This window comes from Acidimicrobiales bacterium (assembly GCA_040219515.1).
In the GTDB taxonomy this organism is placed as follows: domain Bacteria; phylum Actinomycetota; class Acidimicrobiia; order Acidimicrobiales; family Aldehydirespiratoraceae; genus JAJRXC01.
Genome location: JAVJSI010000009.1, coordinates 220,747 through 245,060, shown reverse-complemented (window position 1 = coordinate 245,060; position 24,314 = coordinate 220,747). Strand labels below are relative to the sequence as shown.

Annotated in this window: 24 protein-coding genes and 1 tRNA gene; 14 read left to right on the top strand and 11 right to left on the bottom strand. The window is 68.5% G+C overall.

Annotation, left to right across the window (positions count from 1 at the left end):
* Positions 1–3 precede the first annotated feature (3 nt).
* From RIB98_07880 to RIB98_07850, 7 genes are all read right to left on the bottom strand, one after another.
* A complete protein-coding gene (locus tag RIB98_07880) occupies positions 4–1,281 on the bottom strand; it encodes an ABC transporter permease (GenBank protein ID MEQ8840884.1) in 1,278 nt (425 codons plus the stop codon).
* Positions 1,282–1,292: 11 nt separating this feature from the next.
* On the bottom strand, positions 1,293–2,528 hold the full coding sequence (locus RIB98_07875; GenBank protein ID MEQ8840883.1) for an ABC transporter permease: 1,236 nt from the start codon (positions 2,526–2,528) through the stop codon (positions 1,293–1,295).
* A complete protein-coding gene (locus RIB98_07870; GenBank protein MEQ8840882.1) occupies positions 2,525–4,030 on the bottom strand; it encodes an ABC transporter ATP-binding protein in 1,506 nt (501 codons plus the stop codon). Before RIB98_07870 ends, RIB98_07875 begins: the two co-directional genes overlap by 4 nt.
* Before the next feature lie 153 nt (positions 4,031–4,183).
* Complete coding sequence (locus RIB98_07865) at positions 4,184–5,386, bottom strand: BMP family ABC transporter substrate-binding protein (GenBank protein MEQ8840881.1); 1,203 nt, start codon at positions 5,384–5,386, stop codon at positions 4,184–4,186.
* A gap of 159 nt (positions 5,387–5,545) precedes the next feature.
* Positions 5,546–6,499, bottom strand: a complete 954-nt coding sequence (locus RIB98_07860; GenBank protein ID MEQ8840880.1) for a queuosine salvage family protein — start codon at positions 6,497–6,499, stop codon at positions 5,546–5,548.
* Positions 6,500–6,515: 16 nt separating this feature from the next.
* A complete protein-coding gene (locus RIB98_07855) occupies positions 6,516–7,976 on the bottom strand; it encodes a CoA-binding protein (GenBank protein ID MEQ8840879.1) in 1,461 nt (486 codons plus the stop codon).
* Positions 7,973–8,653, bottom strand: a complete 681-nt coding sequence (locus RIB98_07850; protein MEQ8840878.1) for an acetate--CoA ligase family protein — start codon at positions 8,651–8,653, stop codon at positions 7,973–7,975. The genes RIB98_07855 and RIB98_07850 overlap by 4 nt, the downstream gene beginning before the upstream one ends.
* Before the next feature lie 121 nt (positions 8,654–8,774).
* On the opposite strand from RIB98_07850, the gene RIB98_07845 reads away from it, so the two are divergent.
* Positions 8,775–10,388, top strand: coding sequence for a serine hydrolase (locus tag RIB98_07845; protein MEQ8840877.1), 1,614 nt, complete (start codon positions 8,775–8,777; stop codon positions 10,386–10,388).
* A 9-nt stretch (positions 10,389–10,397) separates the two neighbouring features.
* The gene (locus tag RIB98_07840; protein ID MEQ8840876.1) at positions 10,398–11,177 is read left to right on the top strand and encodes an enoyl-CoA hydratase/isomerase family protein; all 780 of its coding nucleotides are present in this window, start codon (positions 10,398–10,400) and stop codon (positions 11,175–11,177) included.
* An 18-nt stretch (positions 11,178–11,195) separates the two neighbouring features.
* Here the strand turns inward: RIB98_07840 and RIB98_07835 are convergent, their stop codons facing one another.
* From RIB98_07835 to RIB98_07825, 3 genes are all read right to left on the bottom strand, one after another.
* Positions 11,196–11,552 carry a DUF393 domain-containing protein gene (locus RIB98_07835; GenBank protein ID MEQ8840875.1) on the bottom strand — a complete coding sequence of 119 codons (357 nt, stop codon included), beginning with the start codon at positions 11,550–11,552 and terminating at the stop codon, positions 11,196–11,198.
* Positions 11,553–11,786: 234 nt separating this feature from the next.
* On the bottom strand, positions 11,787–12,800 hold the full coding sequence (locus RIB98_07830) for a PHP domain-containing protein (GenBank protein MEQ8840874.1): 1,014 nt from the start codon (positions 12,798–12,800) through the stop codon (positions 11,787–11,789).
* Positions 12,801–12,851: 51 nt separating this feature from the next.
* On the bottom strand, positions 12,852–13,190 hold the full coding sequence (locus RIB98_07825; GenBank protein MEQ8840873.1) for a hypothetical protein: 339 nt from the start codon (positions 13,188–13,190) through the stop codon (positions 12,852–12,854).
* Positions 13,191–13,235: 45 nt separating this feature from the next.
* Here RIB98_07825 and ychF point away from each other — a divergent pair, with 45 nt between their 5' ends.
* From ychF to RIB98_07775, 10 genes are all read left to right on the top strand, one after another.
* Positions 13,236–14,309 carry a redox-regulated ATPase YchF gene (gene ychF, locus RIB98_07820; protein ID MEQ8840872.1) on the top strand — a complete coding sequence of 358 codons (1,074 nt, stop codon included), beginning with the start codon at positions 13,236–13,238 and terminating at the stop codon, positions 14,307–14,309.
* Positions 14,310–14,479: 170 nt separating this feature from the next.
* Positions 14,480–15,409 carry an acyl-ACP desaturase gene (locus tag RIB98_07815; protein ID MEQ8840871.1) on the top strand — a complete coding sequence of 310 codons (930 nt, stop codon included), beginning with the start codon at positions 14,480–14,482 and terminating at the stop codon, positions 15,407–15,409.
* Between the two features lie 71 nt (positions 15,410–15,480).
* A complete protein-coding gene (locus RIB98_07810) occupies positions 15,481–15,810 on the top strand; it encodes a DUF192 domain-containing protein (GenBank protein MEQ8840870.1) in 330 nt (109 codons plus the stop codon).
* Positions 15,807–16,655 carry a 16S rRNA (cytidine(1402)-2'-O)-methyltransferase gene (rsmI, locus tag RIB98_07805; protein MEQ8840869.1) on the top strand — a complete coding sequence of 283 codons (849 nt, stop codon included), beginning with the start codon at positions 15,807–15,809 and terminating at the stop codon, positions 16,653–16,655. Before RIB98_07810 ends, rsmI begins: the two co-directional genes overlap by 4 nt.
* A gap of 10 nt (positions 16,656–16,665) precedes the next feature.
* A complete protein-coding gene (locus tag RIB98_07800) occupies positions 16,666–18,012 on the top strand; it encodes a DNA recombination protein RmuC (GenBank protein MEQ8840868.1) in 1,347 nt (448 codons plus the stop codon).
* A 44-nt stretch (positions 18,013–18,056) separates the two neighbouring features.
* Complete coding sequence (gene metG / locus RIB98_07795) at positions 18,057–19,691, top strand: methionine--tRNA ligase (GenBank protein ID MEQ8840867.1); 1,635 nt, start codon at positions 18,057–18,059, stop codon at positions 19,689–19,691.
* Between the two features lies 1 nt (position 19,692).
* Positions 19,693–20,445: a TatD family hydrolase gene (locus tag RIB98_07790; GenBank protein MEQ8840866.1), complete on the top strand. Its 753-nt coding sequence runs from the start codon at positions 19,693–19,695 to the stop codon at positions 20,443–20,445.
* A gap of 79 nt (positions 20,446–20,524) precedes the next feature.
* Positions 20,525–21,259 carry a transglycosylase family protein gene (locus RIB98_07785; protein MEQ8840865.1) on the top strand — a complete coding sequence of 245 codons (735 nt, stop codon included), beginning with the start codon at positions 20,525–20,527 and terminating at the stop codon, positions 21,257–21,259.
* Positions 21,260–21,266: 7 nt separating this feature from the next.
* Positions 21,267–22,079, top strand: a complete 813-nt coding sequence (gene rsmA / locus RIB98_07780; protein ID MEQ8840864.1) for a 16S rRNA (adenine(1518)-N(6)/adenine(1519)-N(6))-dimethyltransferase RsmA — start codon at positions 21,267–21,269, stop codon at positions 22,077–22,079.
* A 27-nt stretch (positions 22,080–22,106) separates the two neighbouring features.
* Complete coding sequence (locus tag RIB98_07775; protein ID MEQ8840863.1) at positions 22,107–22,817, top strand: 4-(cytidine 5'-diphospho)-2-C-methyl-D-erythritol kinase; 711 nt, start codon at positions 22,107–22,109, stop codon at positions 22,815–22,817.
* A 30-nt stretch (positions 22,818–22,847) separates the two neighbouring features.
* On the opposite strand, the gene RIB98_07770 is transcribed toward RIB98_07775, so the two are convergent.
* Positions 22,848–22,940 carry an AURKAIP1/COX24 domain-containing protein gene (locus RIB98_07770; GenBank protein MEQ8840862.1) on the bottom strand — a complete coding sequence of 31 codons (93 nt, stop codon included), beginning with the start codon at positions 22,938–22,940 and terminating at the stop codon, positions 22,848–22,850.
* Between the two features lie 137 nt (positions 22,941–23,077).
* Between RIB98_07770 and RIB98_07765 the strand changes: the two genes are divergently transcribed.
* Both RIB98_07765 and RIB98_07760 read left to right on the top strand, forming a co-directional pair.
* A tRNA-Gln gene (locus RIB98_07765) sits at positions 23,078–23,153 on the top strand.
* A 99-nt stretch (positions 23,154–23,252) separates the two neighbouring features.
* On the top strand, positions 23,253–24,236 hold the full coding sequence (locus tag RIB98_07760; GenBank protein MEQ8840861.1) for a ribose-phosphate diphosphokinase: 984 nt from the start codon (positions 23,253–23,255) through the stop codon (positions 24,234–24,236).
* The last annotated feature ends 78 nt before the right edge of the window (positions 24,237–24,314 follow it).

Genomic DNA, 24,314 nt, shown 5'->3' with positions numbered 1-24,314 from the left:
CGGTCAGTCCCTGATGTAGGGCTGGCCGTCGGCCGCCGGCGGCCGGGCGTGGCCGATCAGACCGGCGACCACGACGATCGTGACGATGTAGGGCGCCATCGACAGGAACTCCGACGGGATGTTGGTGCCGAGAATGCCGAGCTTTTGCTGCATGGCCCGCGCGAACCCGAACACCAGCGCGGCGCCGAGCACCCCCAGCGGTCGCCAGCGGCCGAAGATCATGGCGGCCAGGCCGATGAAGCCGACGCCGGCCGTCATGTTCTCCTCGAACCGGCCCGTCGAGCCGAGGGTGAGGGCGGCGCCGCCGAAACCGGCGATGGCACCCCCGAGGATCACGTTGCGGTAGCGGACGCGCAGGACGTCGATGCCGACGGTGTCGGCCGCCTTCGGATGCTCGCCCACGGCTCGTGAACGCAGGCCCCACCGCGTGTGGAACAGCGCGAAGTGGATCACGACGACGAGCAGGATCGTGCCGTAGAGGAAGAGGTTCTGCTTGAAGAACAGGTTGCCCAGCACCGGGATGTCCTCGAGCCAGGGGATGCCCACGGTGCGGAATCGGTCGACCGAGTTGAACTGCGGATTCTCGCTGAGGATCCGACCGCTGAGGAACGACGTGAGGCCGAGGGCGAAGATGTTGATCGCCACGCCGACCACGATCTGATCCACCACGTACTTGATGGACAGGACCGCGAGCACCCAGCCGAGAAGTGCACCGGCGAGGGCGGCCGCGAGGACTGCGGGCCACGAGCCCCAGGTCGACCCGACGATGGTGCCGACGAACGCCGAGGTGAGGAGCTGGCCCTCGATCCCGATGTTGATCACGGCGACCCGCTCGCACATGAGGCCGGCCAGGCCGCCGAGGGTGACGGGCACCGACAGCACGACGGTGGAGGTGAGCATGCCGATGAGGCTGAACGACTGTCCGGCGGCGGCCCAGGCGAGGAACGCGAAGACGAAGAGCACCATTGCGCCTCCGAGGATCATGTTGGCCCGAGTACCGAACCCCTTCGTGAGCTGCACGCCGGCCAGGACGGCGAGCACTGTGGCGGCCGCGATGCCGACGATCTGCGGGTTGACGGTCCAGTCGAGCGGCTGGAAACGATCGGAGGGGAGCGCGAGCTTGAAGGTGGCATCGGCATCGCTGCCCTCGCCGAGGGCGAAGATGAACAGCACGAACATCGCCATCGCGAGCTCGACCAGGCCCAGGATGCGGGCCCGGCGCTGTTCGGGCGTGGCCCGGATCATCTCGCCCAGCTCTCTCGGATCCGGAGTGGGAGCCATGTTCACGCCGGTCATGTCGACCACCCGGTCGTGATGCGCTCGGATTGATCGTCGGCGTCGGCCTTCACCCGCCAGATCGCCTTGATGAGCGCGGGCGCCGCGATGAACACGATGATCAGGCCCTGGATGACCTCCACGAGATCGACGGGAATGCGCTCGGCTCCCTGCATCTCACGTCCACCCGCAGTGAGGGCACCGAAGAGCAGTCCGGCCCAGATGACGCCGGCCGGTCGTGAACGGCCCACGAGAGCCAACGCGATCGCGTCGAACCCGATACCGCCCGAGAAGCCGACCTGGGCCTGATGAGGCGGCAGGGCCATGAGCTGGTTGGCGCCGGCCAGCCCGGCGAGGGCGCCGGACGTGGCCATGACCCCGACCGTGAGCACGGTGACGTTCATCCCGGCGTACTTGGCGGCGTCGGCGTTGGCACCGACGGTGCGGAACTGGAAGCCGATGGTGGTGCGGTACATGAGCCATCCCATGAAGCCGGCGGCGGCGAGGGCGATCAGCAGGCCGATGGTGACGCGATAGTCGCCACCGAAGATCCTTCCGAGCCGCGCGGCCGGGTCCAGCGGCTTCGAGATCGGGTCGGTCCGGCCCGGGTCCTGGAACATCGACGTCTTGAGGAGCCATTGGACCAGGAAGCCGGCGATGAAGTTCAACATGATGGTGGTGATGACCTCATGGGCCCCGCTGTTGGCCCGGAGCCAGCCGGCGAACCCGGCCCACACGCCGCCGCCGATGATCGCGCCCATGAGCACGAGCGGGATGAGCACCGGTCCGGGAAGATCGACCGTGATGCCCACGTAGAGCGCGGTCATCCCGCCGATGAGCATCTGTCCCTCGACTCCGATGTTGAAGAGACCGGCCTGGAAGCCCATCGCCACTGCGAGCCCCGCGAGGATGAGGGGAGTGGCCGCGAACAAGGTCTCCGACAGCGCCTGGCCCGAGCCGAAGGCGCCGACGAAGAGCGCCTCGTAGGCACCTGTCACGTTGCCGATCGTCTCGGAGAAGGCCTCGCCGGGGTCGTCGCCCCAGAGCCGCAGTGTGTCGACGTCGGTCACGGCGATGACGACACCACCGATGAGTAGCGCGGTGACCAGCGCCAGCGTCGGCGTGAGCAACGCCGTGCGCACCCGGGTGCCGACGCCGGTGAGATCGGCGAAGAACGTCTCACTCTTGCCGGGATCGCCGTTGGCGGAGTCGCTGTTGCCAGGATCATTGTGGACGGGGTCACTGCCGGTCACGGTGCCACCTCTGTCGCTGCCTCGGGGCTTGGGGAACCGGGGTTTCCGGAGCCGGTCATGTAGAGCCCGATCTCGGTGTTGGAGACCTTCGTGGGGTCGAGCGTCGCCACGATGCGGCCCTCGAACATCACCATCAAGCGGTCGGCCAGGGCAGTGACCTCGTCGAGCTCGGAGCTGACGATGAGTACCGCAGCGCCCGCGTCTCGCTCGGCGACGATGCGGCTGTGGATGTACTCGATCGATCCGACGTCGATGCCGCGAGTGGGCTGCGAGGCGATGACGAGATCGATGTCGCGGTCGAACTCCCGGGCGGCGATGACCTTTTGTTGGTTGCCGCCACTCAAGGACGACAACGGGGTGTCGATCGACGGGGTGCGCACGTCGTACTCGTCGACCAGGCGCGTTGCCTCCTCCTCGGCCTTGGACCAATCGAGCGACACGCCGTTGGAGAACGGCGCCTTGTAGTAGCGGTTGAGGACGACGTTCTCGGTGACGGTGAACGGAAGCACCAGACCACTTCGCTGACGATCCTCGGGAACGTGCGCCACCCCGGCTTCGAAGATCTCGCGCGGGGTGGCGGTCGTGATGTCCTCGCCCCTGAGCTCGATGTGGCCGGCGAGAGGGTCACGAAGACCGGTGAGCGCCTCGACCAGCTCGGTCTGCCCGTTGCCCTGCACGCCTGCGACGCCGATGATCTCCCCGGATCGGATCTCGAAGTCGACCGAGTCGACCGCGACGCGGCCGCGGTCGTCGAGGACCGTGAGGCCGGAGACCTTCAGCACGGGATCGCCGGGCCGGGCCGGCTCCTTCTTCACTACGAGGTCGACGTCGCGGCCGACCATCAGGCTCGCCAGTTCGTTCTCGTCGGTGGTGGCCGGATCGGCTTCCGCGACGGTGCGACCCTGGCGCATCACGACGATGCGGTCGGCGATGGCGAGCACTTCCTTCAGCTTGTGACTGATGAAAACGATGCCCTTGCCATCGGCTCGCAGCGCGTCGACGATCTCGAAGAGCTCCTCGACCTCGTTCGGAGTGAGGACTGCCGTGGGTTCGTCGAGGACGAGGAACCGAGCGTCGCGAGCGAGCACCTTGATGATCTCGACGCGCTGCTGGATCCCGATCGGCAGGGTCTCCACGATCGCCGTCGGATCGACCTGGAGACCGTACTGCTCGGAGATCTCCCGCACCGAGGCTTCGGCGTCGCGGGACTTGATGACGCCGAGTGGGCCGGTGGTCTCGTTGCCGAGGATGACGTTCTCGGCAACGGTGAAAACCGGGACGAGCATGAAGTGTTGGTGCACCATGCCGATGCCGGCCGCGATCGAGTCGTTGGGCGACGCGAGTCGCAGCGGCTCGTCGTCGATCAGGATCTCGCCCTCGTCGGCGTGGTACAGGCCGAACAGCACGTTCATCAGGGTCGACTTGCCGGCCCCGTTCTCGCCGAGCAGCGCCACCACTTCGCCCTCGTCGACGGTCAGGTTGACCGCATCGTTCGCGAGCACACCAGGGAATCGCTTCGTGATGTTTCGTAGTTCGAGTCGCAACGCAAGAGCCTCTGGGTCGCCCGGGGATGCCACAACCTACAAAATGCAGAGGGCCCCTGCCTGATGCAGGGGCCCCCTTGAATTCTGTTGTCCGTGAGGACGGGAGCAGGGTCAGCCGCCGACGACCAACGTGCCGTCGATGATGTCCTGTTCGAGCTGTTCGACTTCGGCCTTCGTCTCGTCGGTGACGATGTCTTCGAACTCGTGGTACGGCGAGATGCCCACGCCACCGTTGCTCAGGAAGCCACGGACGACGCCACTCTCGAATTCACCGGCCGCGGAGGCCGCGATCGACTCGGCGACCGTGAGGTCCATCGCCTTCTCGACCGAGGTCAACCACAGGTCGGCCTGCTCGGGGGCGGAGAAGAACGCATCGGTGTCGACGCCGATCAGCGCACCGAAGGTGTCGCCGCTGGCACCCATACCGAGGTCTTCCATTGCGGCGGCCGCGCCGAGGTTGATCTGGCCGCCGACGGGCATGATCACGTCGGCGCCCTCGTCGAGGAGGCTCTGCGCGGTGTTCCGGGCGATGTCGAGGTCGACGAAGTCACCGGTGAAGAGACCGGTGTCGGGGTTGGCCGGATCCCAGCCGAGGACCTGGACGTCGGTGCCCTTGGTCTCGTTGTAGTGCTCGACGCCCCAGTAGAAGCCGTCCATGAAGATCGACACGGTCGGGAAGTTCGCACCACCGAAGGTGCCCACGACGCCGGACTGCGTCACCGAAGCGGCGACATAGCCGGCGAGGAAGGCGGCCTCGTCGGTCTGGTATGTGAGCTCACGCACGTTGTCGTAGGCGATGTCGCCCACGAAGTTGCCCTCTTCGTCGAACTCGACGAAGTCGACGTCGACGATGGTCCAGTCGATGTCGGGGTTCGAAGGAGCGTTGGCCTGGGTGACACCGTCGAGGGCGAAGCCCACGGTGACGATGTGCTCGCAGCCCTGCGAGACCATCTGGTCGATGTTGGGCTGCCAGTCGGCTTCGGTGTCGGACTCGAGGTAGAACGAACCGTCGGGGCCTTCGGGCAGCGCGTCGCCGTTCTCGATGGCGTCGGTGACGCCCTTCCACGCGGTGGCGTTGAAGCTCTTGTCGTCGATGCCGGCGAGGTCGGTCACGAGGCATGCCTTGACGGCGGTGCCGTCGCCCTCGGCCATGTCGCCCTCGTCGTCGGTCGTGTCGCCGTCGTCCTCGGCATCGGTGCCCTCGTCGGACGTGTCCTCGGCATCGGTGCCCTCGTCGTCATCGTCGCCGCACGCGGCAGCGAGAAGCGAGAAAGACAGCAGGATGCTGAGCAGCAATAGCAGTCGTTTGCGCATTGTTCCCTCCAAAGGACCGCTCGTGGCGGTGATGTTCGAACGGGCGAAGCGCGCAGTGCTCCGGCCCGGTGGTGGCAAGACCGTATCCTCTGCGGTGCCGGACCGCGCGCACAGGGGGCATGACGCAAGATTCCGCTCATCGATCGACGAGCAGAGCGGTCAGTAGTAGACGCAGCGGGTCCGATGGCGCGGGATGTCCTTGTAGCGCTTCTCGGCGCCGAGATTCCACAGCACGTTGTCGAGATCGCCGGAGCTGATCCGGTCGCCGCGCTCGGCCAGCGCGGCTCGCAGGAGTTCGACGCCGTGCAGCCCACAGGCGCGTATCTCGACCTCCTCGGGCGAACCGACGGCGATGTCGTCGACTGCATCGATGCGGGCCAGGAGCTGCGTGTCGAACTCGAGCACGCCTTCGACGCGCAGCACGTGGGGCACGAGGTTGTCGGCGAACATGGTGAGTTCCCGCCGGTCCTCGAAGTGGCCGGGTCCCTGGCCGGCGAACGCGACGTGGAGGTCCTGCACGACGATCTGGGCCCGTTTGTAGAGCGGCACCTCGGGCGCCGCCGGGTGGGAGTGGACGTCGCGGAAGAACGGCATCTCGGCCAGCATCTCGACCAGGCGGGCGGCGGAGCCGTCGGCTGCGTCGACCGTGGCCTTGAAGGAGCCGCCGCCGACCCGCTCGACGAAGTCGGCGAGGTCGTGCCAGGCCTCGGTGAAGAGTTCCATGAGCTCGTGGGCGGGTCCGCCGTCGAGGACCTGGCCGAACGTCGCCGCCGCATCGTCCACCGTCCACTCCGCGAGCCGGGCCGTCGTGAGTCCGCCGGTGTCGGCGACATGGTCGCGTAGCGAGTTGGCGATGGTGTGATAGCCGGACATCCGGGGGCGTTTGCGCAACGAGGGGAAGTAGCCGCTGCCGAAGTTGATCGAGTCGAGGGCGAGGACGAAGGCCGTGGCGGTCTCCTCGGAGCCCATGCGGATCTGTCCGGGGTCGTTGCGAGGTCGGTCGAGATCGAGGGCGGCCGCGAACGCGGCCACACGCTCGGGATCGATCCGGACGTGTTCGGCGCCCTCGGCCACCGTCGCGCACGCGTTGCGGATGTCGTCGAAGATCGTCATGGGCGAACCGTAGGTCTCAGAGGCCGCGTGCTCGACGCCATTGCGCATAACGGCCCATCAGTGCCAGTGACCGGATCGCCCGCCCGGCCGACGAGTGGCACAACCGCCCGGCGGCGCGGGCGGCGGCCGGTCCAGCGTTGTCGGGTCGGGCGGTGGCGAGTTCGGTGGCGAGCAGCACCGGGGTGCCGGTGCGTTCGGAGATCTCGGCTGCGGCCTCGGCATAGCGCGCGTCCTGGCGTTCGTGGAAGTCGACGATGCGTTCGAGCCCGTGGTCCGGGTAGAACTCGCCCTCACGCATCATGGCCGCGGTGTTCGACTGGATGCCGAGACCGAGGAACAGCACCGCATCGACATCGGGATGGGCCGCCGCGACCTCGAGGATCTCCGGCACGGTGTCGCGCGTCTCACCGCCGGCCATGTCGATCGGGTTGTTCTTGCTCCATCGGGGCGGCAGCTTCTCGTCGATCGCTGCGTAGAGATCGTCGGGCAGGGGGGTGGCGGTGAGGCGGGTGTCGCTCATGGCGTCGACGGCGGCGACGCCCCAGCCGCCCACCGTGGTGACGACGACGACACGGTCGCCGCCGGGCAGCGGCTGGGTGGCGAGGGTGGCGGCGGCCTCGAACGCCTCTTCGACATCGCGGGCCCGGATGAGACCGGCCTGGCGACACATTCCATCGAATACCGCATCGTCGGATGCCAGAGCGCCGGTGTGTGATGCCGCGGCGCGCGCACCGTCGTCGGACGCCCCGCCCTTGACCACCACGACCGGCTTGCGAGCGGCGACGGCCCTGAGCCGGTCGAACATGGCGCGACCGTCGTCGACCGACTCCATGTAGACGAGGCACACGCTCGTCTCGGGGTCGTCGGCGAACCACTCCACGTAGTCGGCGATGCCCAGGACCGCAGCGTTGCCGGCGGCCACGGCGCGACTGATGCCGACGCCGGTGTGACGGGCGAGGTTGAGGAACGACGAGACGAAGTTGCCCGACTGGCTGGCGACGGCGATGCGACCGGCGGGCGCGTAGGGCGCCACGATCTGGGCACACATCTTCGACGGCGTCGAGACGACGCCCTGGCCGTTGGGCCCGGCGACCGCGATGCCGAGTTCGTCGGCGAGGGCGACCAGGCGCCGTTCGGCCTCGACGCCGTCCGGACCGGCTTCGCGATAGCCGGCGGCGGCGACGAAGGCCGCGGTGACGCCCTTTGCCGCGGCGGCTCGGAGGAGCTCCTCGTTGATCGCCTGCGGGGTGCAGATGAAGATCATGTCGGCGGCGCCGGCGGGGACGTCGTCGATCGAGCCGTGGACCTCCCGGCCGAGCACCTCTCCGGGCTCGCGACCGACCGGGAAGATCCCGCCCTCGTAACCCGACACGAGCAGATTGTGGAGGGTGACGAAGCCGAACTTGCCGGGATGGTTCGAGACCCCGGTGATGATGATGCCCCGGGGATCGAACAGCGCCGACAGGTCGTGGCTCATCGTGCGGCCTCGGCATCGTCGGTCGGGTCGATCTCGAGCAGCGCGTCGACGGCGACGGGGCGGCCGTCGACGAGGATCAGCGGGTTCAGGTCGGCCGAACGAACGCCGGGTTCGAGTTCGCCCACCCGGGCCAGCGCCACGATCGCGTCGACGAGGGCAGCCCGGTCGACGGCGGGTTCGGCCCGAAACTCGCCGAGCAGCCGCTGGGTGGCGAGGTCGTCGATCATCTCGGCTGCATCGATCTCGGTGATCGGGACGAGGCGGAACACGACGTCTCGGATCGCCTCGGCGAGGATGCCGCCCACGCCCAGCATGACGGTGAGGCCGAACTGGGGGTCGTCGTTGAGCCCGGCGATGAGTTCGCGGTTGCCGGCGATCATGCTCGACACCAGGAGCTCGACCGGGCCGTCGTCGGCTCGGGCGGCGGCGAGGAGTTCGTCGCAGGCCGCCCGCAGGGCCTCGTGGTCGGTCAGCCGGAGTCGCACGAGGCCCCGCTCGGTCTTGTGGGCGATCGCTCGACCGCAGAGCTTGGCGACGACGGGGAACTCGATGGTCGGATCGGCCTCGATGGCGGCGAACACCTCGTCGGTGGTCGCGCCGGTCACGAACGGGGACACCGGGACGCCGTGGCGGGCGACGACCCGACGGGACTCGGCCTCGGAGAGTGTGGTGGTCACGGCGTTCGGTCTACCACGACCGCCACCCGGCCCCGCGCGGGGCCGGGTGGCGGTCCGATCCGATACCGCGACGGCCGAGCTCGTTCCATAGGATCCGGAGGTTCGCTCGGGAGGAGGGTCGGTGGGTCGGGTCATTGGCGTCGTGCTCGCGGCCACCGTGGCCGCATCGCTGGTGAGCGGCGCGGCCGCGACGGACCGCGCGGCCGCGGCCGACGGCGGTTGCGGCCGGGTCGTGACCGCCCGCGGCACCGGGCCGACGCAGGCGTTCGCGGAGGTGCAGGGTTTCGCGGATGTGGATGCGTCGTCGTTCGCGGTGGCTGACATTGCGTGTCTTCGTGGGTTGGGGATCACCACGGGGACGTCGCCGACGACGTTCGAGCCGGGTGCGTTCGTCACGCGCGAGCAGATGGCGGCGTTTCTGGCCAGGCTCTGGCGGGCCGTCGGCGAGACCTGTGGTGGTTCGACGCAGGCGTTCGCGGAGGTGCAGGGTTTCGCGGATGTGGATGCGTCGTCGTTCGCGGTGGCTGACATTGCGTGTCTTCGCGGGTTGGGGATCACCACGGGGACGTCGCCGACGACGTTCGAGCCGGGTGCGTTCGTCACGCGGGAGCAGATGGCGGCGTTCGTCGCTCGCACCTGGCGCCAGGTCGTACGTGCCGGTTGCGGTGACGAGACCACGGTCCGGGCGCCGGCGACCGCGTACGACTTCGCCGCGGTCACCTCGTTGGTGCAGGAGTTCGTCGACGAGAACGCGCTGAGCGGCGCCGGCCTGATCGTCGTGCAGGGTGACGATTGCGTGATCCGTCACGAACACTGGGGAGGCTTCGACAGAGATCGCGTGTCGCTCGTGGCGTCGTCGTCGAAGATGATCAGCGCCGGTGTGCTCCTCCACCTGGCCGACGACGGCCTGCTCGACATGGACGCACCGGTGGCCGACGTCGTCAGCTGGGGATCGGCCAACCCGGACATCACGCCGGCCCAGCTCGTGTCCAACAGTTCGGGACTCATCGGGCTGGCGTTCGGCATCCCCTCGCCCTACTACTGCCAGTTCAGGTTGGACGAGGCACTCCAGTCGTGCGCCGAGGCGATCTTCACCACGGCCGACGACGACCCGGACGTGATTCCTCCCGACACCGAGTTCCGCTACGGCGGGGCGCAATGGCAGGTCGCGGGGGCGGTCGCCGAGGTTGCGTCCGGCCGGACATGGAGGGAGCTGATCGACGAGATCTACGTGGCGCCGTGCGGTGCCGACTCGCTGGTGTTCGGGAGTCCATTCGAGGAGGTCTTTCTCGGCGGGTCGACTCATGCGGCCGTGTCGAACGGAGGCCCGTCTCCCGGCACCGATGTCACGAACCCGAACATCGAAGGCGGCGCCTACATCACCTCGGCGGACTACGGGACGCTGCTCCTCATGCATCTGCGCGACGGGAGGTGCGGCGGCGATCAGGTGCTCTCACCCGAGGCGCTCGCCCTGGCCCACGGCGACCGCATCGGCAGTGTGTACAGCGGCGACGCCGACGGTCCCGACACCGGCTACGGGCTGGGCTGGTATGTGGACCGCGAGAGCGGGCGCCTCACCGCGCCCGGCGCCTACGGCACGGTCGCGTGGCTCGATCTGGACGATGGGTACGGCGCCTACCTCGCGTTGGAGGCCGACGCCGCCGTCGGCGAACGACTCGCCGAGCAGTTGATTCCCGTCATCGAGGAGTCGGTCACCGGTTTCGCCGACCGTTAGGGTCGCCGGATGGACAACGGAGAGACGATCGACCTGGGTTCTCCCTGTGTGAAGGCCGGCTACGCCGACCATGTCATGCGGGTGCAGATCGACCGCGTGGCGCGGCGGAACTCGATGACCCAGGACATGTACCGCGGGGTGAAGCGCGCCGCGATCATCGCGGATCGCGAGGCCGACATCGACGTGCTGGTGGTCACCGGCACCGACGACGTCTTCTGCGTCGGGGGCGACATGGCGGGTCACGCGATCGACGACCCGACGCTCGCCGCCGAGTTGGACCCCACCGACCACTTCCCGTTCCGACATCTCGAGCGTTGCTCGGCGGCGGTGATCGCGGCGATCAACGGCCTCTGCTATGCCGGCGGACTCGACCTCGCCCTGCACTGCGACTTCTCGATCGCCACCCAGTCGGCCCGCTTCCGGGCGCCCGAACTGCTTCGTGGCGCGCCGGATGTCTTCATGGCCACCCGGCTGGCCGACTGGGTCGGCCTCGGCAACGCGAAGTGGATCATGTTCGCCATGGAGGCCTTCGGCGCGGAGCGGGCGATGCAGATGGGTCTGGTGCAGGAGGTCGTGCCCGACGACGAGTTCGAGGCCGCAGTCGCTCGCCTCGTCGAGTCCGTGACCAAGGGTGCGCCGGCCAGCCGCGGTGTCATCAAGGACGACATCAACCGACAGCTCCGTCCCCACGACTTCCGGGTGTTCCAGCGTTCGATCATGAACCCCGAGATGCGAGAGGGCATGACCGCCTTCGTCGAGAAGCGTGATCCGGTCTGGCCCCGGGACTGAGCTCGTGCCCGCCGTGACTCAGTCGGGGAGACGGCAGGCGTCGGTGGCACCCGGGAGTCGGTGCCGGTTCCTCGCGACGAGCGCGTAGACCGGCGCGGCGAGCCACGAGATCGGTGGGGTGATGATCGCCCGACCGACGACCGCCCAGACGCCGCCGGCGGTCGTCAGCGAGAGCCCGACCGCCCGGTGTCCGCGGTGGGCGGTGCCGGACTCGTCGATCCAGTAGGCGGCGGTGGTGACGTCGGACTCGGTGAGGCCGAGCTCGACGAGGTCACACGATTGCCACGGCACGACCGCGATCTGGTCGGGCAGACGCGTCTCGATCCACCGGGCCGAGGAAGTGCAGAACCCACAATCGCCATCGAACACGAGCATGCGTACAGTCTCGCAGCGAAAACGAAGAACACCGCCGGCGCGACCGGCGGTGCACACGATTCAGTTGCAGGCCTGATGCAGCCCGGAACCGAAAGATCAGCTGTTGCGGCCGAGATTGGGCTTGCGCCCGTGGTTGGCCTTGCTGCGGCGGACCTTCGCCTTCTTCTTCTTGGTGCGCTTCGACATGCCCGTGAGGGTAGCGGTTGCGGTTTCGGTTTCCGTCCTGCGTCGCCGTCAGACGTCGTGCGACGCCGTCCAGGCGAGGACCTCGTCGGCCGACCACGTGTTGACGATGTCGCCGACGGGCACGCCGCAGCGGACGGCCTTGTCGGCACCATAGGGCTGCCACTCGAGCTGGCCGGTGGCATGGGCGTCGGTGTTGATCGCCACCTTGCACCCCCACTCCACCGCGAGCTCGAGGAGTTCCTCGGGTGGATCCTGACGTTCGGGCCGGCAGTTGATCTCGACCGCCGTGTCGAACTGGGCACATGCCGCGAACACGATCTCGGGATCGAACTCCGATGGCGGCCGACCCCGACCGACGAGCTTGCGGTTGGTGCAGTGGCCGAGCACGTCGGCGTGGGGGTTCGCCACGGCCATCACCATGCGCCGGGTCATCTCGTCGCGGGGGAGCTTCAGCTTGGAGTGCACGCTGGCGACCACGAGGTCGAGACGCGACAGCATCTCGTCGGCGAGGTCGAGCGTGCCGTCCTCGAAGATGTCGACTTCCATCCCGGTGAACACCCGGAAGGGGGCCAGTTCCTCGTTGAGCTTCTCGATCTCGTCGAGCTGCCAGACCAGGCGTTCCTCGTTGAGACCGTGGGCGATCGTGAGGCGGGCCGAATGGTCGGTGATCACCATCCACTCGTGGCCGAGGCCGACGGCGGTCTCGACCATCGCCCGCAGCGGCGCACCGCCGTCGGACCAGGTCGTGTGGGCGTGGCAGTCGCCACGGATGGCGGCCAGCACGGCGGCGCCGTCGCCGACGGGAATGCGACTGCGCTCGTCGAGGCGGGCCAGGTAGCCGTCGGCGGTGTCGTCGATCGCGTCGATGATCACCTCGGCCGTGGACTTCCCGATGCCGTCGAGGTCCGTCAGGGTTCCCGCGGCGGCCCGAGCGGCGATCTCGTCGGGACCGGCCTCGACGACCACGTCGATGGCCGTCTGGAAGGCGCGGATCTTCTGGCCGGGAGCGAGCTCACGATCGAGATAGTGGATCGCCTGTTGCAACGCGAGCACCGGTTCCATGGAACCAGGCTACCGCCCATTGCAACGGGGGTCTGACCCCTAATGCAACGGTCAGAGGTTGGTGAGATCGTTGACGACGAGGACGACCAGGAGGCCGATGATGCTCGTGTTGATCGCCGTCATCGGCCATTTCCACTTGTGGTCGGCGAGATGGAACCGGCGGATGCTCACGATGTTGGCGACGATCGCGGCGAGACCGATGGGCACCCCGATCCACGGACCCACACCCGAGCCGAACCCGATGACGGGGAAGACGAACGGGATCAGGACGTAGGTGAGCGTGCAGCGAATCGCCGATACGGCGATCGACTTCGAGAAGGCTCGCTCGGCGGCGACCTCGTCGTTGGAGATGGTGCTCGGAACGGACGGCGCCGCGCTCACATCGGTCACGAGGCCCAACGGTAGCCGACCCCCCGTCGATAGCCTCGGCCGGGTATGGAACGTTTCGGATTCGTCGGGCTCCCCAACGCGGGAAAGAGCTCCCTCTACAACGCACTCGCGGGCGGCGGCGCCCACGCCGCCCCCTACGCGTTCGCGACGACCGACCCCAACATCGGTGTTGCGAAGGTGCCCGACCACCGCCTCGATCAACTCGCGGTGATGAGCGCGAGCAAGAACGTCGTCCATGCCGCGGTGCAGTTCACCGACATCGGCGGCCTGGTCGAGGGTGCGAGCCACGGCGAAGGACTCGGCAACGCCTTCCTCTCCCACATCCGTGAGGTCGACGCGATCGTCTTCGTGCTGCGGGCGTTCCCCGACTCCGACGTCCCCGGTCCCTCCGACCCGCTGGAGCACCTGCGGGTGGTCGAGATCGAGCTGGCGCTGGCCGACCTCGCCAGCGCCGAGAAGGCCCTGGACAAGACCTCGCGCATGCTCAAGGGCGACAGCTCGCTCAGGCCCACCGTCGCGCTGTTGCAGACCTGCGTCGACCATCTCTCCGACGGCACGCCGCTCTATCGCGCGAAGCTCTCGGCCGACGACCGGGCCGAACTCAAGGAACACTTCTTCCTCACCAACAAGCCCGTCATGGCGGTGCTCAACATCGGCGAGGACCAGATCGGCCAGGAAGACGAGCTCGCTGCGCCCGTCCGGGCCGAACTCGACGGCGCCGAGGTCGTGCCGTTGAGCGTGCAACTCGAGGCCGAGGCCGCGCTGATGGACGTCGACGAACGCCAGGAGATGCTCGAGGCGCTCGGTCTCGGCGAAGGCGCCGTGCCCCGGTTCCTCACGTCCGCCTACCACATGCTCGGACTGCGGACTTTTCTCACCACCGGCGAGAAGGAGAGCCGGGCCTGGACGTTCCGGGCCGGTTCCAGCGCCCCCGAATGCGCCGGCGTCATCCACACCGACTTCCAGCGCGGGTTCATCCGGGCCGAGACCATCCAGTGGGACGAACTCATCGCGGCCGGGTCGTGGTCCGCCGCCCGCGACGTCGGCAAGGTCCGATCCGAGGGCAAGGACTACATCGCCCAGGACGGCGACGTCATGGAGTTCCGCTTCAATGTGTAGGCAGGCGATGTCTGAGCCGGGCGTAGCCGGAGCCGCGCACGGTTGTCGGTGTTCTCGCCGGGCGTAACCCAGAGGCCTGGCGCGGGTCAGAACTCCGTGTGTCATCTTTCTTCTGAAACTCCCGCCCGTGTCCCCCAGCCTGCCTACCGGCAGGTAGGCTGGAGGTCATCATGGTGAATCCTGCTGATCTGCCCCTCGTCGAGGCCCTCGAGTCCACCGCCGAAAAGCTGCTCGAGCGCCACCTCGGTACCACCAAGGAGTGGTTCCCCCACGCCCTCGTCCCGTGGACCCAGGCCACGGACTACGAGCCCGACTACGAGTGGGAACCCGACGACGCCACGATCCCGCCGGCAGTACGGAGTGCGCTGTTCGTCAACGTGCTCACCGAGGACAACCTGCCCTACTACTTCCGCGACATCGAGCGCATGTTCGGCCGCGACGGTGCCTGGGGCGAGTGGGTCCGCCGCTGGACGGCCGAAGAGGGCCGCCACGGCATGGTGATCAACACCTACCTCCAGGCCACCCGGGCGCTCGACCCGGTCGAGCTCGAACGGGCCCGTATGGTCCAGGTCCAGGCCGGCCAGGTGCCTGAGCCCCCCTCTGCGGCCGACGGCCTCGCCTATGTCGCCCTCCAGGAGCTGGCCACCCGCATCTCACACTTCAACACGGGCACGATGCTCGAGGACCCGGTCGGTCGTCAGGTGATGCGCCGTGTGGCCTCCGACGAGAACCTCCACTTCCTCTTCTATCGCGACGCCCTGTCGGCGGTCATCGAGGTCGACCCGTCGGCGGCCGTGATGGCCATGGAGCGACAGACGACCGACTTCGCCATGCCGGGTCTCGGCATCCCCGGGTTCAACGCCCACGCCAAGGCCATCGCCGACGCCGGTATCTATGACCTCGCGATCCACCACGATCAGATCCTCCAGCCCGTCATCATGCGGGACTGGGCGCTCGAGTCGATCGAAGGGCTGTCGGCGGAAGCCGAAGAGTCCCGGGCGCGACTGGTGAAGTACATCGCCCGGGTCGGCAAGGTCGGTGCGCGCATCGCGGCTCGTCGCGACGAACGCGCCGCCGAACGCGAACCCGCCCGCGTCTGAAACGGAGCTCGGCTGTCGTGTCGAGGTCCGGGGGACGTCCCGTGGCCGTCGCGACGGTTTAGATTCCGGGCATGCCGTGGCTTGTCGCAGAGGATCACGTGGTCGCGTCGCTCGAACTCGCCGACACGCGGGCCACCCGGCGGCGGGGCCTGCTCGGCCGTGACGGCATCGAGGGTGCGCTCTGGCTCTCACCGGCCCGCTCGGTGCACACCATCGGCATGCGGTTCCCGATCGATGTCGCCCACGTCGACGCCGACATGACCGTGCTCTCCGTCGTCACGATGGCGCCGGGCCGGGTCGGCCGCTGGCGCTGCCGGGCCCGTCATGTGATCGAGGCCGAGGCGGGCTCCTTGCGACGATGGGGAATCGAACCCGGCGTGACGGTCGAGGTGCGTTCGTGACCGGCACGCTCGTGCTCGTGGCCACCCCGATCGGCAACCTCGGCGACCTCTCACCGCGGGCGGTCGAGGAGTTGGATGCCGCGGCCCTGGTCTGCTGTGAGGACACGAGGCGCACCGGTCGTCTCCTGGTCCACGCCGGTATCGGCGGTGCTCGGCTCCGGCGCGTCGACGACCACACCGAGATGCAGGCATCGGCCGAGGTCATCGCGCTGTTGGCGAGTGGTGCCCGGGTCGCCCTCGTCTCCGATGCCGGCACGCCGGGAATCTCCGATCCGGGGGCCCGGCTCGTCGATGCCGTGCTCGACGCCGGCCACGAGGTCTCGGTCGTGCCCGGCCCCGTCGCCGCGGTGGCCGCCCTGGTCGCGAGCGGGCTGCCGACCGACCGGTTCGTGTTCGAGGGCTTCCTGCCCCGCAAGGGTCGCGAACGACGCGAACGGCTGGCGTCGATCGCCGCGGAACGGCGCACCGTCGTGCTCTACGAGTCGCCCAACCGGGTCGCGACCGCGCTGACCGCGTTGGCCGAGGTGTGTGGTGGGGATCGCCGGGCGGTCGTCGCCCGCGAACTCACGAAACTCCACGAGGAGTTCGTTCGGGGCACGCTGACCGAGCTGGGGGAGTGGGCGGCGACCACGCCGAAGGGCGAGATCGTGGTGGTGATCGATGGGGCCGCGGCACCGGCCGAGGCGACCGACGAAGAAATCCTGTCCGCCCTCGGCGCGGAGCTGGCCGACGGCGGATCTCGGCGTGATGCTGCGGATTCGGTGGCCGCGATGCTCGGTGTCGGACGTCGTCGCGCCTACCAGTTGGCCCTCGGCATCCCCGGCGGTGTCACACCCCCTTCGTAGCATTCGGTTCATGGAACCACTGCTCGTGATCTCCCTCGTCGCCGCCCTCTTCATCGCCGCCGCCCTCGGCCTCGCCGTCGGCCTGCACCTCGTGAAGACCCGTCAGGGTGCCCAGCAGGATGCCTTTGCCCGGCTCGCCGCCGAGCTGGGTGCGCAACAGGATTCGAGCGTCGCCGACGTCGTCGAGCGGGTGGTCGCCGTCGCCGGCGCCACGTTCGACAGTCGTCTGCAGACCGGTGCGGCCGAACTCGACCATCGCCGAGAGGCCATCGATCTGGGCCTGAACGGCACCACGCAGCGCATCGACGAGCAGCTGGGCGCCGTGGTGGCGTCGTTGCAGGCAAAGGTCGACGAGGTCGACAAGATCGTCGCCGAGCGTGTCGGCGGACTGTCCGACACCGTGGATGCCCGGGTCGGTGGGATGTCGAAGAACCTCGGCCATCAGGTCACCGCCATGGGTGGCGAACTCCAGCAGGTGCGCACGTTGGTGGCGCAGTTGCAGAAGGAGCGGGCCCAGCAACACGGGCAGTTCGTCGAGAGCCTCGAGGCGGCCACCCGCCAGCAGAAGGTGCTCACCGAGACCACCCAGCACCTCCGCGAGGCATTGGCGAGCCCGCAGGCCCGTGGACAGTGGGGCGAGCGCATGGCCGAGGACGTGTTGCGAGCGGCCGGCATGCGCGAGGGCCTCAACTATCGCAAGCAGCGCATGATCGACGGTGGCACCAAGCCCGACTTCACCTTCCTGTTGCCCGACGACCGTCAGCTCCACATGGACGTGAAGTTCCCGGTCACCAACTACCTGCGCTACCTCGAGGCACCGAGCGATGCCGAGGCCACGGCGCTGCGCGAACGTTTCCTCAAGGACGTACGCGACCGGGTCAAGGAGCTGAGCGGGCGTGGCTATGCGGCCACCGACACCACGGTGGGCTACCTGTTGCTCTTCATCCCCAACGAGAGCGTCTACGGCTTCATCCACGAGAACGACATGACCCTGCTCGACGACGCGCTCGGTCAGAAGGTGGTGTTGTGCTCGCCCACCACGCTGTTCGCCGTGCTCGCGGTGATCCGCCAGGCGATGGACACCTTCGCGGTGGAGCAGGCCACCGAGGAGATCCTCGAGTGTCTGGCCGGCTTCGGCGAGCAGTGGCAGAAGTTCTCGGGACAGATCGACAAGGTCGAAAAGCACATCGACACGCTGAGTCGGAGCTTTTCGGACCTGTCCGGCACCCGTCGTCGCCAACTCGAGCGTCAGCTCGACCGCATCGACGATGTCCGTTCCCGGGCCGGGGTCGACGTCGACTCGCCGGTGCTGGGCCCGGCCTCGTCGACCGTGCTGCGCGACGTCACCGCGAGCTGAATTCCACGCGGCGGCCTTCATGGCCGCCGGTAGCCTCGGAGGCCATGCCGACTCCAGTCCTCGTCGCCGTCGCCTGGCCCTATGCCTCGGGCTCGCGACACCTCGGTCACCTCGGCGGCGCGTACTTGCCCGCCGACGTGTTCGCCCGCCATCAACGACGAGTCGGCAACGAGGTGCTCATGGTGTCGGGGTCCGACGTGCACGGCACCCCGATCACGGTGCGGGCCGACGACGAGGGCGTCACCCCCCAGGAGATCGCCGACCGATTCCACGACGAGTTCGTGGCCCAGTGGGAGCAGATCGGCATCTCGTGGGACAACTACACGACCACCGGCACCGCCCATCACGCCCGGGTGACCCAGGAGATGTTCCTGGCCCAGCTGGCCAACGGCCACATCGACAAGCGCACGTCCGACCAGTTCTACGACCCCGAGGCCGAACGCTTCCTGCCCGATCGCTACGTCGAGGGCACCTGCCCCCACTGTGGCTACGGCGAGGCCCGGGGTGATCAGTGTGACAATTGCGGCCGCACGCTCGACGCGACCGAGCTCGGCGAGCCACGTTCGAAGATCACCGGGGCCATCCCGGAGCTGCGGGCCACCGAGCACTTCTTCTATCGTTACTCCGACTTCACCGACCGGCTGGCCGAGTGGTTGAGGACGAGGAAGGGCTGGCGCCCCCACGTGCTGAACTTCGCCCTCGGCTGGACCGAGGAGGACGGCCTCCACGATCGGGCCATCACACGAGACCTCGACTGGGGGGTCGAACTCCCGGTCGACGACCTCGGCCCGGGCAAGCGCATCTATGTCTGGTACGACGCGGTGATCGGCTATCTCTCGGCCGCTCAGGAGTGGGCGGCCGAGATCGGCGACGTCGATCGCTGGCGCCACTGGTGGGAGAACGACGCCGCCCGCCACGTCTACTTCATCGGCAAGGACAACATTCCCTTCCACTGCCTCTTCTGGCCAGCCCAGCTGATGGGGGCCGGCAACCTCCACCTGCCCGACGACGTGCCCGCCAACCAGTACATCACCTTCAAGGGCGGCAAGGCCTCGGCCAGCCGGGGGGTCGGCCTCACCATCCAGGAGGGGCTCGAGCTGTTCCAACCCGACGGACTGCGCTACGCCCTCGCCGCCAATTTCCCCGAGCAGGCCGACACCGACATCTCCATCGAGGAGATCGCCCGTCGGATCAACGAGGAGCTGGTGGCCACCTGGGGCAACCTCGTCAATCGGGTCCTCTCCATGGTCAACAAGAACCACGGCGAGCAACCGCCGAGCGATGGCCGCACCGCCGAGGACGACGCGGTGCTGGCGGCGGTCGACGCGGCCCTCGAGCGGGTGAGCGGGCAGATCGAACGGGTCGAGCTCCGCAATGCCCTGCGCAGCGCCATGGACGGCGCCCAGGCGATCAACGCCTACCTCAACGCCACCGAGCCCTGGAAGCTGGCGAAGACCGATCCGACGCGCTCAGGGGTCGTCCTGGCCACCGCGCTCGACGCCATCAACGGCATCCGTATCGCCTTCTCTCCGTTCCTCCCGTTCAGTGCCGCGACACTCGACGAGGCACTCGGCGTCGTCGACGGCTGGCAGCGGGTGGCGATCGCCCCGGGCACCCCGATCGCCAAGCCCACGCCGTTGTTCACCAAGGTGGACCTCGACGAGCTGCTCGCCGACTGAGATGGCCTGGGTCGACCAGCACTGCCACATTCCCCCGGGCGCCGACGGTTCGGCCCAGGTGGACGAGGCGCGAGCGGCCGGCGTCACCCGAATGGTCACCGTGGGCACGACCCTCGAGCAGAGCCGCCAGATGATGGCGGTGGCGCGCGCCCACGAGGGTGTGTGGGCCACGGCCGGCGTGCACCCCCATGATGCCACCGACGGCATCGACGGACTCGAGGACCTGCTGGCTGCGCCGGAGGTGCTCGCCGTGGGGGAGTGTGGCCTCGATTATCACTACGACCACTCGCCGCGCGACGTGCAGGCCGACGTGTTCCGCCGTCAGATCGCGCTGGCCCATCGGCTGGACATGCCGTTGGTGATCCACACGCGCAACGCGTGGGACGACACCTTCGCCATCCTCGACGCCGAGGGCACCCCCCGCCGCACCGTCTTCCACTGCTTCACCGGCGGCGCCGACGAAGGTGCGGAGTGTCTGGCCCGCTCGGCGCTGTTGTCCTTCTCCGGCATCATCACCTTTCCGAGTGGTGGCGATCTTCGTGACGCGGCGGCGGCCTGTCCGCTCGACCGGCTCCTCGTCGAGACCGACAGTCCTTACCTGGCGCCCGTGCCCCACCGGGGCAAGCCGAACCGTCCGGCGCTGGTGCCCCTCGTGGGGGCGGCCGTGGCGCACGCGAAGGGCTGTGCGGTCGACGAGATCGAGGCAGCGACGTGGGCCACGGCGGCCGCGTTCTACGGCTTCGACGAGGCCTGAACGCACCGAGTGAAATAGGTCGCAAAGGTTGCATTTGTGTTACAGCGCTCCTACGGTCACGCGTCGTACGGTGATGGTTGTGGCATCCGCTGCAGCCGTCGGAGGGAAGGACGGAGCTCTGTACCGCAGTCGACGCGCACGTTTCCGCTTCTCCGCCCTCGGCCTCGCCGTCGCCCTCTCGGCCACGGCGTTCACGGCACCGGCCGGTGCCGTGACCCCGTTGGCGCAAGCCGACGTCGAGGCGTTCACCTCGCGAGCCGAAGCCTGGACCGATGCCCGCGACGAGCATCGCGAGAGCGCCCACGAACAGGCCACCGAACTCGCGGAAGACGCGCGGGCCGCCGAGGACGCCCGGATCGAGGCCGACGAAGCCTCCCGTCTGGCCGATGCCGAGCGGCAGGACGAACTCGCCCGCCCCACCACCACGGCACCGCCGACCACCGCTGCGCCCACCACGACGGCGCCCCCCACCACGACCGCCCCCGCCACCACCGCTCCGCCCACCACGACGACTGCGGCGGTCGCGGCCGAGTCGGCGTCCGGCGCACCCACGGCCGCACAGTGGGCAGCCCTGCGCCAGTGCGAGGCGAGTGGCAACTACAGCGCCGTGAGCCTCAACACCCGCTACCGCGGCGCCTATCAGTTCTCCCAGGCCACCTGGGACTGGATCGCCGGACTCGACCGTCCGTCGCTGGTCGGGGTCGACCCCGCCGCGGCATCCCCGGCCGATCAGGACGCAATGGCCGCAGCGCTGTGGCAACGACGCGGCTGGTCGCCGTGGCCGATCTGCGGCGCTGAGGCGGCCGCTTCCTGAGTCACGGGTGACCCACTCGCCACAGGAACTCCGGGCGCTCATGGAGCGTCACGGCTTGGCCGCTCGGCGAGCGCTCGGCCAGAACTTCGTGGTCGACCCCAACACGGTCCGCCGCATCGCCGGGCTGGCCGAGATCTCCGCCGGTGACCCCGTGGTCGAGATCGGGCCCGGTCTCGGTTCGCTCACCCTGGCCCTCGTGGAGCTCGGTGCCGACGTCACCGCCGTCGAGATGGATCGGGATCTGGTGCCGGTGCTGCGCGAGGTCGTGGAACCGCACGGGGTGCGGGTGATCGAGGGCGACGCCCGAGAGGTCGATTGGCCGGTGCTGCTGGCCGCTCACGACCGATGGACGCTGGTGGCGAACCTTCCGTACAACGTGGCCACGCCGCTGGTTCTCGACCTGTTGCGGACCGTGCCCCAGATCACGTCGATGCTCGTGATGGTCCAGCGGGAGGCGGGGGAGCGGTTGGCCGCGACGGCGGGTCAAAAGGCCATCGGCATTCCGTCGATCCTGGTCGCCTACCACGGGGTCGCCCGAGTGGTCGCCCGGGTGCCGGCGACGGTGTTCCATCCGCAACCGAAGGTCGAATCGGTCCTGGTTCGCATCACCCGCCACGCCTCGCCGCCGGTGGCCGAGACGCTGGCCGACATCGAGCCCGTGCTGCGGACGGCATATGGCCAACGGCGCAAGATGTTGCGTCGCTCCCTCGCCGAGATGGTCGATGCGGCGGGCTTCGCCGAGGCCGGGGTCGATCCCCAGGCCCGACCCGAGACGCTCGACCTGGCCGACTGGGCTCGCCTGTCCCGGCAGCGCCGCTGACCCCGTCGTCGACCTAGCCTTCGCCCCGTGATCTCGATCCAGGCCCCGGCCAAGCTGACGCTGTCGCTGTCGATGACCGGTCGTCGCGCCGACGGCTATCACCTCATCGATGCCGAGATGGTCAGCCTCGACCTCCACGACACGCTCGAGATCACCGAAGGCGACGGGCTCGAGATCGTCGGGTCCGCGGGCACCGAGCAGGTCGCGGCCGACGACGACAACCTCGTTCGTCGCGCGTTGCGGCTCTGTGGACGCCGGGCCCACGTGCGCCTCCACAAGCGGATCCCGGCCGGGGCCGGACTCGGGGGCGGGTCGTCCGACGCGGCGGCAGTGCTGCGGTGGGCCGGCTACGACGACGAGCAGGGGGCCGCCTCGATCGGCGCCGACGTGGCGTTCTGCCTCCGCGGTGGACGAGCACGCGTGCGCGGCATCGGCGAACTGATCGAGCCGCTGCCCTTCGAGCCGATGACGTTCACCCTGTTGACGCCACCGATCGTGTGCGCCACACCCGCGGTCTATGCCGAATGGGATCGGATGGGGGGCCCGGTCGGCGACCACGGCAACGATCTCGAGCCTGCGGCCCTGGCAGTGGCTCCGGAACTGGCCGGGTGGCGCGACGAGCTGGCCGACGCGTCGGACCAGCGGCCACGGCTGGCCGGGAGCGGCAGTACGTGGTTCGTGGAAGGTGCATTTCCGGGACCCGGTCGAGTCGTGACGACCACGATCGCCGCCCGATAGGCGGCCCGGGCGAGCGAGCCGACAACGGCCCTACTTGCGACGCTGGTGGCGCGTCCTTCGGAGCATCTTCTTGTGCTTCTTCTTGCGCATGCGCTTGCGGCGCTTCTTGATCAGTGAACCCACGGGGCCAGACGCTAGCGGCAAGGAAGCCGAGGGCCACCCCGAAGCAAGTGATGAATCCGAACAGCGCGATGAATCCGGTCGAATCAGCGTCCGTCGATTCTCGCGATGCGCGGTAGCGTGAGCGATCCACCTCTCGGTGGCCCGTAGTTCAGTTGGTAGAACGCCGGCCTTTGGAGCCGGATGTCGCAGGTTCGAGCCCTGCCGGGCCAGCCAACCTCCCCGTGTCGGCTTCCACCGCGCCCTCGGGTCCGGACCGCGATAGAACGGTCCGGAGAGAACGGTCGCGAAGCCCGATGACCGGACAGGACCCGGATGCAACTGCTCAACCACAAGAAGCTCCACATCGTCGCCGGTCGGGCCACCCAGTCGCTGGCCACCGACATCTGCAAGGAGCTCGACGTCCCGCTCGGGGCCGCGCAGATCTCCGAGTTCGCCAACGGCGAACTCCACGTGAAGTACGGCGAGTCGATCCGTGGTTCCGACGTGTTCATCGTCCAGACCCACACCGCGTGGGAGGAGGGCTCGATCAACGATGCGTTGATGGAACACGTGATCATGGTCGATGCCGCCAAGCGGGCCTCGGCCAAGCGCATCACGGTGGTGGCGCCGTTCTACGGTTACAGCCGCCAGGATCGCAAGGCCTCGGGCCGTGAGCCGATCACCGCCCGGCTCGTGGCCGACATGTTCAGCGTCGCCGGCGCCGATCGACTCATGTCGGTCGATCTCCACAGCGGCCAGATCCAGGGGTTCTTCGACGGTCCGGTCGACCATCTCGTGGCCCTGCCGGTCCTCATCGACTATCTCTCCGACCTCGGCGACGACGATCTCGTCATCGTCTCGCCCGACGCCGGGCGGATGAAGGTCGCCGAGCGCTACACCAACCTGCTCAACGCCGACCTCGCGTACGTGCACAAACGCCGATCGCACGACGAGCTCAACATGGTCGAGGCGAAGGAGATCATCGGCCATGTCGAGGGCCGCACCTGTGTCCTGATCGACGACATGATCGACACCGGCGGCACCATCTGCGCGGCCGCCGACCTGCTGGCCGAGAACGGTGCCGGGAAGGTCATCGTCGCCACCACCCACGGCGTGTTCTCCGGTCCGGCGATCGATCGACTGAAGAACGCGGCAATCGAAACCGTGCTCGTCACCGACACGCTGCCGCTGTCGCCCGAGAAGCAGATCGACAAGATGCAGGTGCTCAGCGTGGCACCGATCATCGCGCGGGCCATCTCGGCCGTGTTCGAGGACACCTCGGTCAGCGAGATCTTCGGCGGCAATCACCTGGCCTGAGGCCGTGGCGATCGCCGTCGCCACCGATAGTCTGATTCGTCGGTCCGGTCGTGGACCGCCTTCTTCGTCGGCAATGTT

What these genes read in the sequence shown, in the direction of transcription:
- RIB98_07880 (MEQ8840884.1), bottom strand. Translation starts at nt 1,281, where the DNA reads ATGGCTCCCACTCCGGATCCGAGAGAGCTGGGCGAGATGATCCGGGCC.
- RIB98_07865 (MEQ8840881.1), bottom strand. Translation starts at nt 5,386, where the DNA reads ATGCGCAAACGACTGCTATTGCTGCTCAGCATCCTGCTGTCTTTCTCG.
- RIB98_07860 (MEQ8840880.1), bottom strand. Translation starts at nt 6,499, where the DNA reads ATGACGATCTTCGACGACATCCGCAACGCGTGCGCGACGGTGGCCGAG.
- RIB98_07855 (MEQ8840879.1), bottom strand. Translation starts at nt 7,976, where the DNA reads ATGAGCCACGACCTGTCGGCGCTGTTCGATCCCCGGGGCATCATCATC.
- RIB98_07840 (MEQ8840876.1), top strand. Translation starts at nt 10,398, where the DNA reads ATGGACAACGGAGAGACGATCGACCTGGGTTCTCCCTGTGTGAAGGCC.
- RIB98_07835 (MEQ8840875.1), bottom strand. Translation starts at nt 11,552, where the DNA reads ATGCTCGTGTTCGATGGCGATTGTGGGTTCTGCACTTCCTCGGCCCGG.
- RIB98_07830 (MEQ8840874.1), bottom strand. Translation starts at nt 12,800, where the DNA reads ATGGAACCGGTGCTCGCGTTGCAACAGGCGATCCACTATCTCGATCGT.
- ychF (MEQ8840872.1), top strand. Translation starts at nt 13,236, where the DNA reads ATGGAACGTTTCGGATTCGTCGGGCTCCCCAACGCGGGAAAGAGCTCC.
- RIB98_07815 (MEQ8840871.1), top strand. Translation starts at nt 14,480, where the DNA reads ATGGTGAATCCTGCTGATCTGCCCCTCGTCGAGGCCCTCGAGTCCACC.
- RIB98_07810 (MEQ8840870.1), top strand. Translation starts at nt 15,481, where the DNA reads ATGCCGTGGCTTGTCGCAGAGGATCACGTGGTCGCGTCGCTCGAACTC.
- RIB98_07800 (MEQ8840868.1), top strand. Translation starts at nt 16,666, where the DNA reads ATGGAACCACTGCTCGTGATCTCCCTCGTCGCCGCCCTCTTCATCGCC.
- metG (MEQ8840867.1), top strand. Translation starts at nt 18,057, where the DNA reads ATGCCGACTCCAGTCCTCGTCGCCGTCGCCTGGCCCTATGCCTCGGGC.
- RIB98_07790 (MEQ8840866.1), top strand. Translation starts at nt 19,693, where the DNA reads ATGGCCTGGGTCGACCAGCACTGCCACATTCCCCCGGGCGCCGACGGT.
- RIB98_07760 (MEQ8840861.1), top strand. Translation starts at nt 23,253, where the DNA reads ATGCAACTGCTCAACCACAAGAAGCTCCACATCGTCGCCGGTCGGGCC.